The sequence below is a fragment of the Pseudomonas sp. GW460-12-10-14-TSB1 genome (assembly GCF_017349775.1).
Classification (GTDB): Bacteria; Pseudomonadota; Gammaproteobacteria; order Pseudomonadales; family Pseudomonadaceae; genus Aquipseudomonas; species Aquipseudomonas piscium.
Map to the genome: position 1 here is coordinate 65,999 of NZ_JACNAC010000028.1, position 12,299 is coordinate 78,297.

The 12,299-nt window shown below is 64.5% G+C and carries 13 protein-coding genes; 7 read left to right on the forward strand and 6 right to left on the reverse strand.

What is annotated here, in order from left to right; translation table 11 throughout:
- The first annotated feature begins 201 nt into the window (after nt 1-201).
- The 5 genes from moaA to moaE are packed head-to-tail and all read left to right on the forward strand — an operon-like array spanning nt 202 to nt 3,392.
- Complete coding sequence (gene moaA / locus J4D52_RS17435) at nt 202-1,200, forward strand: GTP 3',8-cyclase MoaA (protein WP_102678078.1); 999 nt, start codon at nt 202-204, stop codon at nt 1,198-1,200.
- Nucleotides 1,201-1,239: 39 nt separating this feature from the next.
- Complete coding sequence (locus J4D52_RS17440) at nt 1,240-2,139, forward strand: bestrophin family protein (RefSeq protein WP_102678079.1); 900 nt, start codon at nt 1,240-1,242, stop codon at nt 2,137-2,139.
- A gap of 60 nt (nt 2,140-2,199) precedes the next feature.
- Complete coding sequence (moaC, locus tag J4D52_RS17445; RefSeq protein ID WP_102678080.1) at nt 2,200-2,694, forward strand: cyclic pyranopterin monophosphate synthase MoaC; 495 nt, start codon at nt 2,200-2,202, stop codon at nt 2,692-2,694.
- On the forward strand, nt 2,691-2,942 hold the full coding sequence (gene moaD, locus J4D52_RS17450; protein ID WP_102678081.1) for a molybdopterin converting factor subunit 1: 252 nt from the start codon (nt 2,691-2,693) through the stop codon (nt 2,940-2,942). The genes moaC and moaD overlap by 4 nt, the downstream gene beginning before the upstream one ends.
- 3 nt (nt 2,943-2,945) lie before the next feature.
- The gene (gene moaE / locus J4D52_RS17455) at nt 2,946-3,392 is read left to right on the forward strand and encodes a molybdopterin synthase catalytic subunit MoaE (RefSeq protein ID WP_102678082.1); all 447 of its coding nucleotides are present in this window, start codon (nt 2,946-2,948) and stop codon (nt 3,390-3,392) included.
- Between the two features lie 31 nt (nt 3,393-3,423).
- Here the strand turns inward: moaE and J4D52_RS17460 are convergent, their stop codons facing one another.
- Both J4D52_RS17460 and mobA read right to left on the reverse strand, forming a co-directional pair.
- Nucleotides 3,424-4,326 (reverse strand): LysR family transcriptional regulator, encoded by a 903-nt coding sequence (locus tag J4D52_RS17460; protein ID WP_063431924.1) that lies wholly within the window; start codon nt 4,324-4,326, stop codon nt 3,424-3,426.
- A gap of 159 nt (nt 4,327-4,485) precedes the next feature.
- Complete coding sequence (gene mobA / locus J4D52_RS17465) at nt 4,486-5,076, reverse strand: molybdenum cofactor guanylyltransferase MobA (protein ID WP_102678083.1); 591 nt, start codon at nt 5,074-5,076, stop codon at nt 4,486-4,488.
- Between the two features lie 251 nt (nt 5,077-5,327).
- Here mobA and moaB point away from each other — a divergent pair, with 251 nt between their 5' ends.
- Entirely contained in the window at nt 5,328-5,867 is a 540-nt protein-coding gene (gene moaB / locus J4D52_RS17470; protein WP_102678084.1) for a molybdenum cofactor biosynthesis protein B, read from the forward strand.
- The gene (gene glp, locus J4D52_RS17475; protein ID WP_102678085.1) at nt 5,864-7,069 is read left to right on the forward strand and encodes a gephyrin-like molybdotransferase Glp; all 1,206 of its coding nucleotides are present in this window, start codon (nt 5,864-5,866) and stop codon (nt 7,067-7,069) included. The genes moaB and glp overlap by 4 nt, the downstream gene beginning before the upstream one ends.
- 31 nt (nt 7,070-7,100) lie before the next feature.
- On the opposite strand, the gene J4D52_RS17480 is transcribed toward glp, so the two are convergent.
- From J4D52_RS17480 to J4D52_RS17495, 4 genes are all read right to left on the reverse strand, one after another.
- A complete protein-coding gene (locus tag J4D52_RS17480; protein WP_063432170.1) occupies nt 7,101-8,141 on the reverse strand; it encodes an FUSC family protein in 1,041 nt (346 codons plus the stop codon).
- 61 nt (nt 8,142-8,202) lie between these two features.
- Nucleotides 8,203-9,828 (reverse strand): NADP-dependent glyceraldehyde-3-phosphate dehydrogenase, encoded by a 1,626-nt coding sequence (locus tag J4D52_RS17485; RefSeq protein ID WP_063431918.1) that lies wholly within the window; start codon nt 9,826-9,828, stop codon nt 8,203-8,205.
- A gap of 232 nt (nt 9,829-10,060) precedes the next feature.
- Nucleotides 10,061-11,098 carry an AraC family transcriptional regulator gene (locus tag J4D52_RS17490; RefSeq protein ID WP_102678086.1) on the reverse strand — a complete coding sequence of 346 codons (1,038 nt, stop codon included), beginning with the start codon at nt 11,096-11,098 and terminating at the stop codon, nt 10,061-10,063.
- A gap of 9 nt (nt 11,099-11,107) precedes the next feature.
- Entirely contained in the window at nt 11,108-12,022 is a 915-nt protein-coding gene (locus J4D52_RS17495) for a GGDEF domain-containing protein (protein WP_102678087.1), read from the reverse strand.
- Between the last annotated feature and the right edge of the window lie 277 nt (nt 12,023-12,299).

A 12,299-nucleotide genomic window follows, 5' to 3' on the forward strand; every position in this document is an offset into this window, starting at 1 on the left:
TCAATGGATTATTTGTTTAAGGTGGCGTGCTTTCAGGCGCTTTCCTGCTTGATAGATCCTATTGATCAACCGGTTGTTAATAGCGATTAGACGGCGCTTTTAATTGAACTTAGTCTTGCCGCAACAGGGCCCCATATATAACGGTGGCCTTCCAATAACAGCCCTCGGGTCGATACGCCTGAAGTGTTGATGGAGGCGGTAATGTCAGATCGAATCCTGCGGGATGGTTTTTCCAGGCGAGTCGACTATCTGCGGATGTCGGTGACCGACCGCTGCGACTTTCGCTGTGTGTATTGCATGGCCGAAGACATGCAGTTCCTGCCGCGGCAACGCATCCTGACCCTGGAGGAGCTCTATCAGCTGGCGCACAGTTTCGTCGCCCTGGGCACCCGGAAAATCCGCCTGACCGGGGGCGAACCCCTGATCCGCCCGGGAGTCGTCGAGCTGTGCCGGCGCATCGCCGCGCTGCCGGGGCTGCGCGAGCTGTGCATGACCACCAACGGCTCGCAGCTGGGCAAGCTGGCGGCGCCCTTGTTCGAGGCCGGGCTCAAGCGCCTGAACATCAGCATCGACAGCCTCGATGCCACGCTCTTTCGCGAGCTGACCCGCACCGGCGACCTGGCCCAGGTCATCGCCGGTATCGACGCGGCGAATGCCGCCGGTTTCCAGCACACCAAGCTCAATTGCGTGGTGATGAAAGGGCGCAACGATCATGAGATCAACGACCTGGTGGGTTTTGCCATCGACCGTGGGCTGGACATCTCCTTTATCGAAGAGATGCCCCTGGGGGTGATCAGCGAGCACAGCCGCGCCGATGCGTTCTTTTCCAGCGCCCAGGTGCGCGAGCGCATCGCCGAGCGCTACACCCTGATCGACTCCACCGAATCGACCCAGGGGCCGTCGCGCTACTGGCGCCTGGCCGAGGCGCCGGAGATTCGCCTGGGGTTCATCTCGCCCCACAGCCACAACTTCTGCGCCACCTGCAACCGGGTGCGGCTGACCGTCGAGGGCCGGCTGCTGCTGTGCCTGGGCAACGAGCATTCGGTCGACCTGAAGCAGGTGCTGCGCAGCCATCCGGGGGAGCCGGAGCGCCTGGAGCGGGCAATAGTCGAGGCGATGAAAATCAAGCCGTACCGCCACAACTTCGAACTCAATGACGAGGTGCAAGTGGTGCGGTTCATGAACATGACCGGCGGCTGATCCGCGCGGTTTCTTTCTCTGCAAAAAGGCTGTCTTGCGATGATCGTCAGATCCAAACCCAACCTGATCAATGTGCTGATTTCGCTCAAGGGCTCGATCGCCAAGCGCATCGCCCTGCGCAGCCTGCTGGTGACCCTCCTGGCCTCGGTGATCGTGTTTATCGAGACCCTGTACCCGGCCTATTTCTCCAGGGTCAACGCCACGCCCTTCACCTTGTTGGGCCTGTCGCTGTCGATCTTCATGAGCTTTCGCAACAACGCCTGCTACGACCGCTGGTATGAGGCGCGCAAGGCCCTGGGCACGCTGGTGACGGAGGTGCGTTCGATGATCCGCGAAACCCAGGCGATCAAGGACCCGCGGCAGCGCGGCAAGATCCTGCGCGACCTCTGCGGCTTCGCCCATGCCCTCAACGCCAGGCTGCGCCAGGAAGACGAGTCGAGCGCGGCCGGCACCTGGCTGAGCCGGTTGCCGGCGGCCCAGGCGCCCAACGTGCCGGACAGCATCCTGCGCCACGTCGGCCAACAGTGTTCGACCCTGGCCGAATCCGGAGCGATCAACGAATGGCGCTACACGCTGCTGGCCAATCACCTGAGCAGCCTGACCAACGCCCAGACCATCTGCGAGCGGATCAAGGGCACGCCATTGCCTTTTCCCTACACGCTGTTGCTGCACCGTACCAGCTACATCTTCTGCATCCTGCTGCCCTTTGCCATGGCCGAGCCCCTGGGCTGGTTGACGCCGATCTTCACGGCCATCGTCAGTTATACGTTCTTCGGTCTGGATGCCATTGGCGACGAGCTGGAAGACCCCTTCGGCCGGGACGAGAACGACCTGCCGACCAATGCCCTGGTGCGCACCATCGAGCGCGAGGTGCTGGATGCCCTGGGCGCGACCCAGCTGCCGCCGGTGCTGCAGCCGGTGGACTTCGTGCTGAGCTGATCGGCATCCATGCGTTCAACATCAAGCACTCAACCCAGCCAGCCGGCTGCGAGGATAACCATGCCCCACGACTCCACCACCCTGACTCACCTGGATGCCGAAGGCCGGGCCAACATGGTCGATGTCAGCGACAAGCAGCCCACCGACCGCGAAGCCCAGGCCCAGGCCTGGGTGCGTATGCGGCCCGCCACTTTGCAGATGATCCAGCAGAACGGCCACCCCAAGGGTGACGTGTTCGCGGTGGCGCGCATCGCGGGCATCATGGCGGCGAAGAAAACCCATGAGCTCATCCCGCTGTGCCACCCGCTGATGCTCAGCTCGATTCACCTCGAACTGAAAGCCGTCGAGCCCGACAGCGTCAGGATTGTCGCCACTTGCCGGCTGAACGGCCGCACCGGTGTCGAGCTCGAAGCCCTTACCGCGGCCAGTGTGGCCGCGCTGACTATCTACGACATGTGCAAGGCGGTCGACCGCGGCATGGTCATCGACAGCATCCAGCTGCTGAAGAAACAGGGCGGGCGATCGGGCACCTTTGAAGCGGGAGTCACAGCATGATTCTGATCAACTACTTTGCCCGTTATCGCGAGCAGCTCGGTATCGGCGGCGAGAAGATCGCGCTGGATGATTCGTTGCGCAGCGTTGGCGACCTGAGGACATTGCTGATGGCCAGGGGCGAGACCTGGCAGGCGGTGCTCGGCGAAAACAGCCTGATGTGCGCGCTGAACCAGGACCTGTGCAACCTCGACGCGCCCATCGAGGACTTCGACGAGATCGCGTTTTTCCCGCAAGTCACCGGGGGCTGAGCCATGACCGTGCATGTCCAGGCCGAGGCCTTCGACCTCGATCGACTGCACCGCGAGGTGCACGGCGAGGACCCCGGCGTTGGCGCGGTGGTGACCTTCGTCGGTTATGTGCGAGACCTGAACCTGGGGGAACAGGTCGGCAGCCTGTTCCTCGAATATTACCCGGGCATGACCGAGCGCGCGTTGCAGCGCATTGTCGATGAGGCCAATGAGCGCTGGCCGCTGCAACGGGTCAGGGTCGTGCATCGGGTGGGGTTGTTGCAGGTGGCTGAGCCGATCGTGTTTGTCGGCGTCGCCAGCGCCCATCGGCAGGCGGCCTTCGAGGCCTGCGCCTTCCTGATGGACTACCTGAAAACCCGCGCGCCGTTCTGGAAGAGAGAGCAAACGCCATCTGGCGAGCGCTGGGTGGATGGCCGGGAGAGCGACCAACTGGCCGCCAGCCGCTGGTAGGGCAGGGATGCGCCCTGCGGCGCGGCACCTGTTAGTCGGCCGTTGGTTCTTGTCCGGCAAACAGTTTCTTGGCTTCGGCAAAGCACTTTTCGGCGATGGCCGAGCGCGGTTCGGTCTTGCGCATCACCAGGCCCAGGGGCGCCAGCACGCTGGCATCCGGCAGGTTGATGAACGCCAGGTTCTCGATCGGGTTTTCCAGGCCGCTGGACAGCGGCATGATCGAGCAGCAGAAGCCTTCGTGAATCGCCTGGAACAGCTGATAGGTGGAATCGCTTTCGAGGATCGGCTGCGGGTCGAGGCCACGGCTGCGGAAACTCAGGTCGATGGATTTGCGGTAGTGCATGCCGTTGCTGATCATTCCCAGGGGCAGCTCGGCGGCTTCTTCCCAGCTCATTTCGCTGCCTTCGAAATGGAAGTGGCGAGTGTCGTACAGCAGGCCGACGCGGGTTTCGCCGATCTCGAAAAACTCGAAGTAGTTCGGGTTCACGTGGTCCAGATAACACACCCCCAGGTCCAGCTGGTTGTTGCCCAGGCCTTCGATGATCTGGTCCGAGCTCATGGACGACAGGGCGAACTTGAGTTCCGGGAAGCTCCGGGACAGCCCCTGGACGTAGCCGATCGGGTTGAAGCTGCTCAACGGCACCAGGCCCAGGCGCAGGCTACCCACCAGCTGGCCACGGCACGCGGCGGCCTCGGCGAACAGCCCGTCATGGGCGGCGAGCAGGGTCCGCGCCCAGGCCAGCACCCGTTCGCCGGCCTCGGTGAAACCTTCGAAACGCTGGCCGCGCTTGACCAGCACCAGGTCCAGCTCGTCCTCCAGATTGCGCAAGCGCATGGACAGGGTCGGCTGGGTAATATGGCAGCGCGCTGCGGCCTGGCCGAAGTGTCGGGTCTGATCCAGGGCGATAAGGAACTTGAGTTGTTTGATGTCCACGGTGGCACCTGTTGAAGAAGGGGTTTGATGTCAGGGGGAAGGTTGCTGTCCAGGATGCACGAAGTGCCTGAACATCCCGATCCGACCTTTGGAGGAAAAGACTGTGCACCCGCTCGGTGGCACGCGGAGCTGTTAAAAAATGCTGTTAGAAAAACGCTGTTAAAACAGTAGTTCAGGGGTATTGAAGTTGCTCAGGCGCGGGTCGTCCTCGGCGCAGACCAGGGCCTGCGGCCGGTGCTTCGACAGGGCCCTCTGCAGGCTGCGTTCGCCGGCGTCCCAGTCTTGTTGCAGGCTCGCCAGCAAGGCCTTGGGGATCAGGCTGAACATGGGTTGCCAGTGACCGGATTGCTGCACCATCAGCACCGAGTCCGCGGCGGGGCGCGCTGCCAGCATGGCGCTGATCAGCGCGCCATCGATTTTCGGCGCGTCGCAGGCGAACACCAACAGCCAGGGATGACGCGCCACCGCCAGGCCGGCGAGGACGCCCGCCAGCGGGCCCGGGAAATCCTTCTGCGAATCCTCCACCAGTTGGTCGGCATAGGCCCGGTACTGCTCGGCGTTGCGGTTGCAGGAGATGATCAGGTCGTCGCTGAAGGGCCGGACCGCCGCCTGCACATGGGCGATCAGCGGCTTGCCCTGCCAGGGCAGCAGGCCCTTGTCCCGTCCGCCCATACGCGCGCCACGGCCGCCGGCCAGCAGCAGCACCGAGCAGGGGATGGGCGAAGGGGAAGCGGGGCAGGTCGGGGTCATGGTTCAAGGCACGCGGGTTGGGTATCGGGACGATCTCATTGTCGCCCCTGCGAGTCCAATCGGAAGTATCGAATGGGCAATCAAAAGCCTCTATCGGTCGCGGATTTCACCAGGGCCGGCGCGTATTTTCCAGGGAAAAAAGCCTTGATAGATGGGCTCGATAAAGTGGTCGGCCAGAGTGATTAGACACTGACGGTTTCAGCGCTTTAGCCTCTGGCGATGGTTTTTATGACTGCCTGCCGGAGAAAGACATGAGCGTGAAATCGGATGCATTGTTTGTCCCCCTGAATATTGCCGTGCTGACCGTCAGCGATACCCGCGAATACGCCACCGACACCTCCGGGCAATTGCTCGTCAGCCGTCTGCTGGAAGCCGGCCACAGCCTGAGCGAGCGCAACCTGCTCAAGGATGACCTGTACAAGATCCGCGCCCAGGTCGCGCTGTGGATCGCCGATGAAAATATCCAGGTGGTGCTGATTACCGGTGGCACCGGTTTCACCGGACGCGACAGCACGCCCGAGGCGGTGGGCTGCCTGCTGGACAAGCGGATCGACGGTTTCGGCGAACTGTTCCGGGCGATCTCCATCCTCGATATCGGCACCTCCACCGTGCAGAGCCGGGCCCTGGCCGGGCTGTCCAATGGCACCCTGGTGTGCTGCCTGCCGGGCTCCACGGGCGCCTGCCGGACCGCCTGGGAAGGCATCCTCGCCGAGCAGCTGGACGCCCGCCACCGGCCGTGCAATTTCGTGCCGCACCTCAAGCAGGTGCAAGCCTGCGGGACCCGCGGATGAGCCCCTCACCGCTGATGCCGGTGGAGGAGGCCATCGCCCGGCTGCTGGCCATGGCCGAGGCGCAACGCTTGCAGGACAGCGAGCCGGTGGCGCTGGGCGAGGCGCGGCAACGGGTGTTGGCCAGCGACCTGGTGGCGACCCTGGATCTGCCGCCTTGGCCGAACAGCGCCATGGACGGCTATGCCTTGAACCTCGATGGCTGGGACGGGCAGCCGCTGGCGGTGTCGCAACGCATTTTCGCCGGCCAGACCCCTGAGCCATTGCTGCCGGGCAGCTGCGCGCGAATCTTTACCGGCGCGCCGCTGCCTCCGGGCGCCAACAGCATCGAGATGCAAGAGAACGTCGAGCCGCTCGACGACGGTCGCATCCGCTTCAAGCAGCCGCTGAAGGCCGGCCAGAATATCCGTGCCCAAGGCCAGGAGAACCGTGCCGGGCAAGTGCTGCTGCGCGCCGGCAAACGCCTGGGGCCCTTCGAGCTGGCCATCGCCGCGGCCCAGGGCTGTACCCATCTGCCGCTGGTGCGGCGACCACGGGTGGCATTGCTGTCCACCGGCGACGAGCTGGCCGAGCCGGGTACGCCCTTGCGCCCCGGCTGCATCTACAACAGCAATCGCACCCTGCTCAGCCACTGGTTGAGTGCCCTGGGCTGCGAGGTGATCGATGCCGGGATTCTCCCCGACCAGCCACAGCAGACCCGGCTGCGCCTGGAGCAGCTGCAGTGCGCGGCGGACCTGATCCTGACCACCGGCGGCGTGTCCGCCGGCGACGCCGATTGCCTCGGCCAGGTGCTGCGCGAGTGCGCCACCCCGGTGTTCTGGAAGCTCGCGATAAAACCCGGCAAGCCGCTGACCGTCGGACGCTTCGGCAGGGTGCCGGTGATCGGCCTGCCCGGCAACCCGACCTCGGCCCTGGTGACCTTTGGCCTGCTGGCCCGGCCTTACCTGTTGCGCATCCAGGGTGTCGAGGAGGTGATGCCATTGAGCTTCCCGGTCAGCGTCGGTTTCGACTGGCCGAAAGCGGGTAGCCGCCGCGAGTACCTGCGGGCCAGGCTGGAAGAGGGGCGCGCCGTGCTTTATCCGAACCAGAGTTCCGGGGTGTTGCTGGGCGCTTCCTGGGCCGATGGGCTGGTGGAGATTCTCGAGGGCAGCACCTTGCGGGCCGGGGAGCCGGCACGGTTCATTCCGTTCAGCGAGTTGTTCTAGCAGGCGCCGTTTGGCGGCAGGCGCAGGGCCCTCAGATCTTCCAATGCTCCGCGCTTTTCGCCAGGCGCTGGCGCATCTCGTTGAGGTTGGCCACCAATTGCCGGGTCAACAGGCGGTAGCCGTCCAGCGCGCTGTAGACCGAGGTGTCGAGGGTCGAGGAGGGCGGGCCATCCAGAGGCCGTCCCAGGCGTCTGGTGGCGCCGGATTGCAGGGCGCGGGCCATGCCCACCAGTTGGATGCGCACCTGCCGATGCTCTTGCTTGAGCACCTGTTGCAGTTGCTCGCGAGCCTGTGGGTCGCTGAGGTTCGGCCGGGTATTGCCGAGGATTTCCAGGGTGCTGAAGCACATGCGCAGGTTGCGCTGGATGGCGTCCAGTTCGGTCATGGAGATCCGCACTTCCTTGGACACCGAGGGCATCAGCGAGCGCAGTTGCAGCAGGGTGCTGTTGAGGCGCCCGAGCAACTTCAGGTGCTCATCGTCGGTCACCGACTGGCCGCCGATGATGCGTTCGTAAAGGGTGGCGCAGTCGCGCAAGGCGCTGGCCAGGTTGTAGCGCCAGGAATACACCGCATACAGCGGAATGGCGAAGGAGAAGGCCAGGGCCAGGGCGATGCCGATGAGGATGTCCACCGTGCGCCACAGGCCATCGCTGACGTGGTTGTCGCCATGGCCGGCGACGATGAACACAGTGATCGCCGCCAGCAGCGCGGTGTAACCGCCCTTGCCGATGGCGTGATAGGAGAAATACCCGCACACCACCGACATCCCCAGGTAGGTCAGCCAGGACATGCCCAGGTAAGCCTGCTGCACCACCAGCACCAGGCCGACGCCCGCGCCGATCAGGGTACCGATGGCCCGTTCCGCGGCTTTCTTGCCGATATTGCCGTGGTGCTGCAAGCCGCCGATCACCACCAGCATGGTCACCGACGCCCATTCGCCGTGAGGCAGGTTGAGGCCGGTGGTCAGCGCGATGGTGGCCAGCAACCCCAGGGCCACGCGCACCGCATGGATCAGCTTGGCGTAGCGGTAGCGCCGATACGGGTCCAGTACCGGGAGCAGGAATCGACGCAACAGCGGTGGCAGGCGCAAGGATCGCCAGGAGTTCAGCAGGCCCAGAGGGTGTTCTCCATTTCTAGAAAATGTAATCGGTGGTCAGGAAGCTCGACTCGCGGTTACGGATGATGTCGCTGATCAACTCTTTGTTGCTCTCCTGGAACTTGGTGGCCACCAGGGTGCGGATCGAGAAGGTGCGCAACGCGTCATGCACAGACAGCGTGCCTTCGGCGGAGTTCTTGCGCCCGTTGAACGGGTAGGTGTCCGGGCCGCGCTGGCACTGGGCGTTGAGGTTGATCCGCCCGACCTGGTTGGCGAAGGCGTCCACCAGCCGCCCGACTTGTGCCGGTTGGGTGCCGAAGATACTCAGCTGCTGGCCGAAGTCCGATTCCAGGACGTAGTCGATCACGGTTTCCAGGTCGCGATACGGCACGATCGGCACCACCGGCCCGAACTGCTCTTCCTGGTACACGCGCATCTGGCTGTTCACCGGGTACAGCACCGCCGGGTAGAAGAACGACGCCCGCGCTTCGCCGCCGCCGGGGTTGACCACCTTGGCGCCCTTGTCGATGGCGTCGGCCACCAGAGCATGCAGGTAATCGACCTTGCCCGACTCCGGCAGCGGCGTCAGCGCCACTCCCGGTTCCCACGGCATGCCGGGTTTGAGGCTGAGCAGCTTGGCGTTGAATTTCTCGATGAAGGCATCGACCAGGGTTTCATGGACGAAGAGGATTTTCAGCGCGGTGCAGCGCTGGCCGTTGAACGACAGCGAGCCGGTGATCGCCTCGTTGACCGCGTTATCCAGGTCCACCTCCGGCAGCACGATGCCGGGGTTTTTCGCGTCCAGGCCCAGGGCCGCGCGCAGGCGGTGCGGCTTGGGGTGCAGTTTCTTCAGGTCGCTGGCGGCCTTGTTGGTGCCGATAAAGGCGAAGATATCGATCTTGCCGCTGGCCATCAGGGCGCTGACGGTTTCCCGGCCGCTGCCGTAGATCACGTTGATCACCCCGGCCGGGAAGCTGTCGCGGAAGGCTTCCAGCAACGGGCGGATCAGCAGCACGCCGAACTTGGCCGGCTTGAACACCACGGTGTTGCCCATGATCAGCGCCGGGATCAGGGTGGTGAAGGTCTCGTTCAGCGGGTAGTTGTACGGGCCCATGCACAGGGCCACGCCCAGTGGCACGCGGCGGATCTGGCCGAGGGTGTCCTGCTCCAGCTCGAAGCGGCTGGAGCGGCGGTCGAGTTCCTTGAGGGCGTTGATGGTGTCGACGATGTAGTCGCAGGTGCGGTCGAACTCTTTTTCCGAGTCCTTGAGGTTCTTGCCGATTTCCCACATCAGCAGCTTGACCACCGCCGAGCGCTGTTCGCGCATGCGCCCGAGGAAGGCTTCGACGTGCTGGATGCGTTCGGCCACGCGCATCGTCGGCCACGCGCCCTGGCCTCGGTCATAGGCGCGCACGGCGGCGTCGAGGGCGGTCAGCGCGGTGTCGGCGTCGAGCAGCGGGGTGCTGCCGAGAATCACTTGTTCGTCGCCATTGGCGGTGTCCAGGTACACCGGGCTGCGCACCCGGGCCAGGGGCCCGTTCCAGGTCTGCAATTGACCGTCGACCAGGTACTCGCGTTGCTCGACCTGGCCGTCCAGGCGGTACTGCTCGGGGATGTCGGCGGCGACGGGAAACAGCGTGTTCAACAGATGGGCTGTGGTCATGACTCTATTCCGTAATGGCAATGGGCAATGCACCGGCGGGCTGGATAGCGTACCGGCGCTGACGGGCGAGACGGGTCTTCAAGGCTTGTTTCTACGGGTATACGCCTTGATGTCTCGGGTCTTTAGCAAAAAGCTGGGCCAAAATGGCGGAAAGTCGTGCAGCAGAGGTGTGATGGTGTGGTTCTTTGGGCCAAGAGTAGCCGCTTTTTCCCTTGGAAAAACAGCCTTTGTTTCAACCGGCGCTGAACAATTGGCGGATCAGCTTGGGTGTGCTGCCGGTCCAGCGTTTGAATGAGCGGCGGAAATTCGCCGCGTCGTTGAAGCTCAGGTACTCGGCGACTTCCTCGTTGCTCAGGCCCTTGATCCGGTACAGGTACAGCGCCACGTGCTTGCGCACCAGGTCCGCCTGCTGCTGGAAACCGCTGTCGTGCTTGTGCAGCTTGCGCTTGAGGGTGGCCGGGCTCATGCCAAAGGCCTGGGCCGTCTGCTCCAGGCTCGGTGCCTGGCGCACCTGGGCTTGCAGGTAGCGGTAGACGCAGTCGAGAAAGCTTGAGGCAAAACCCAGGTGCTCGAGCTGGCCCAGGGCTTCCTGGCGCGCCACCTGGCCGGCGGTGGCCGAGGCGTTGGGCCAGGGCTGGGTGAGGAATTCACGGGGGATGCGCATCAGGTCCATGGGCCGCTTGAACTGGGTGTGCTCGCTCAGGTGCACCCAGTACTGCTCGACATAACGCGGCTCGGCATGGCTGAAGCTGCATTCCCAGGGCAGGCGCTGGCCGCTCAGCCACTGACTCATGGCCACCAGCGAGGTCATGCTGGCCTCCAGCAGGAAGCGCCACTGTTCGCCGGCGCCGCAGCTGTCCAGCCAGTAGAAGTAGGCGTGCCTGTCATCCAGCAGCAAACGCGGGCTGGCCAGCGGGCTGAGCAGCGCCTGTTGCTGCACCAGGGTGTCGAGGGCCTGGTGCAGGTTCTGCGCATGGCGCAGGGCGTGGCTGGCGGCGCCGTAGTGCCCGGGCAGCAGGCGCTGGCCGAACAGGAAGCTGCTGTCGTCGGCGTCCAGCAGGCGCCGGCTGTTGCCGATCAGGCCGAGAAACTGCTGCGGGCTGAGGCGGGTCTGGCCGGCCAGGATGTCCTCGTGGAACAGCCCGGTGCCGCGCAGCAGGCGATGGCTGTCGATGTCCCGCGACAGTGCCAGGTCGATCAGGCAGGCCGGCTGGTAATGCCCGGGAATGAAACGGCTGTCGTTCTCGTACCAACGGGTTTTCAGGGTCATGGCCGGGCCTCAGGCGCTTTTCGCCAGCGGCTGCTTGGCCCGGGCCAGGGCCAGGTTGAGGCGCTTGAGCAGGACTTCCGGGGTCTCGTCGAGGGCCATCACCACCGCGGTGCAGGCTGAGAGCTGCAAGCGTTCGCCGTGCTGGCGGCTTTTGTGCGCCAGGCTCTGCACTGCCTGGCGCAGCTCCTGGGCCAGCAGCCACGCCTGGCTTTCGCCGGTGTTCGGCAGCAGCACCACGAAGCGGTCGCCGGCCAGCCGGCAGAGCAGGTCCTGGCGACGCAGGTTGAGCAGCAGCAAATGGCTCAGCGCCTGCAGCACCGCGTCGCCCTCGGCATGGCCGAAGTCCTGGTTGAGCGCGGCGAAGTTGTCCAGGTCCAGGGCCAGCAGCGACAGCGGCTGCTGCTGGCGCTGGCTGTCCTGCAGGCTGTCGGCCAGCTGGCGCTTGAGGTAGTCGGCGCCGCCCAGCGGAGTGAGCTTGTCGAACAGCCGGTGCTCGCGGAACAGCCGCTCGCGTTTTTCCATCTGTGCGCTGATCGCCAGCTGTTCGCGGTGCCAGTGGTAGATGCCGATGGTCAGCAGGACCATGCCCACTGGCATCGGCCCGGACTCCAGCCAGTGGTCCCAGGTGATGCTGTCGGGCAGGCGGATGAACTCGTCGAGGCTGTCGATCCACCAGGAGAAGAAGATGCAGCTCAGGCCCAGCGCCAGGTAGTTGGTGACCCGTCCCGCCGGGCGGCTTTTCAGCACCAGGCCGAGCCAGATCAGGGCCAGCAGGGCGGTGCCGCCTTCGCCGACGATGTCCAGCCAGACCCATTCGCTGACCGCCTTCAACTCGCCGCAGGCCAGGTGCAGGAGCAGGCCGAGATTGGCCGCCAGCAGCAGGGTGGCGAGTTTCCATCGGTGGGGTTTGAGCACTGAGAACATGGCCGCGATCCTTTGGCGAAGAAGCAATGCGCGCCAGCACAGCAGATGTGTGTGACAGCCGGGTGACGGCGGCGAAGCGGGTGGGGGAGGTCGAATCAGCTCAGCGTGAAAGAGGATTTTTTGCCTGTGCAATGTCCATTGCCTCGGTGCTGGCAGAGCCGCCGATTCGCGGGCAAGTCGGATCGCCGCCCGCTCGCTCCTACAGACGCGCGCATTCTTCTGTAGGAGCGGCCGGTCGACGCTCGATTGCCCGCGAAAGCGCCAGACCAGTCACCGC

Bases quoted from the DNA above. Each gene is read 5' to 3' on its own strand.
- moaC (WP_102678080.1), top strand. From the start codon at position 2,200: ATGCCCCACGACTCCACCACCCTGACTCACCTGGATGCCGAAGGCCGG.
- moaA (WP_102678078.1), top strand. From the start codon at position 202: ATGTCAGATCGAATCCTGCGGGATGGTTTTTCCAGGCGAGTCGACTAT.
- glp (WP_102678085.1), top strand. From the start codon at position 5,864: ATGAGCCCCTCACCGCTGATGCCGGTGGAGGAGGCCATCGCCCGGCTG.
- J4D52_RS17495 (WP_102678087.1), bottom strand. From the start codon at position 12,022: ATGTTCTCAGTGCTCAAACCCCACCGATGGAAACTCGCCACCCTGCTG.
- moaB (WP_102678084.1), top strand. From the start codon at position 5,328: ATGAGCGTGAAATCGGATGCATTGTTTGTCCCCCTGAATATTGCCGTG.
- J4D52_RS17485 (WP_063431918.1), bottom strand. From the start codon at position 9,828: ATGACCACAGCCCATCTGTTGAACACGCTGTTTCCCGTCGCCGCCGAC.
- moaD (WP_102678081.1), top strand. From the start codon at position 2,691: ATGATTCTGATCAACTACTTTGCCCGTTATCGCGAGCAGCTCGGTATC.
- J4D52_RS17490 (WP_102678086.1), bottom strand. From the start codon at position 11,098: ATGACCCTGAAAACCCGTTGGTACGAGAACGACAGCCGTTTCATTCCC.
- mobA (WP_102678083.1), bottom strand. From the start codon at position 5,076: ATGACCCCGACCTGCCCCGCTTCCCCTTCGCCCATCCCCTGCTCGGTG.
- J4D52_RS17440 (WP_102678079.1), top strand. From the start codon at position 1,240: ATGATCGTCAGATCCAAACCCAACCTGATCAATGTGCTGATTTCGCTC.
- moaE (WP_102678082.1), top strand. From the start codon at position 2,946: ATGACCGTGCATGTCCAGGCCGAGGCCTTCGACCTCGATCGACTGCAC.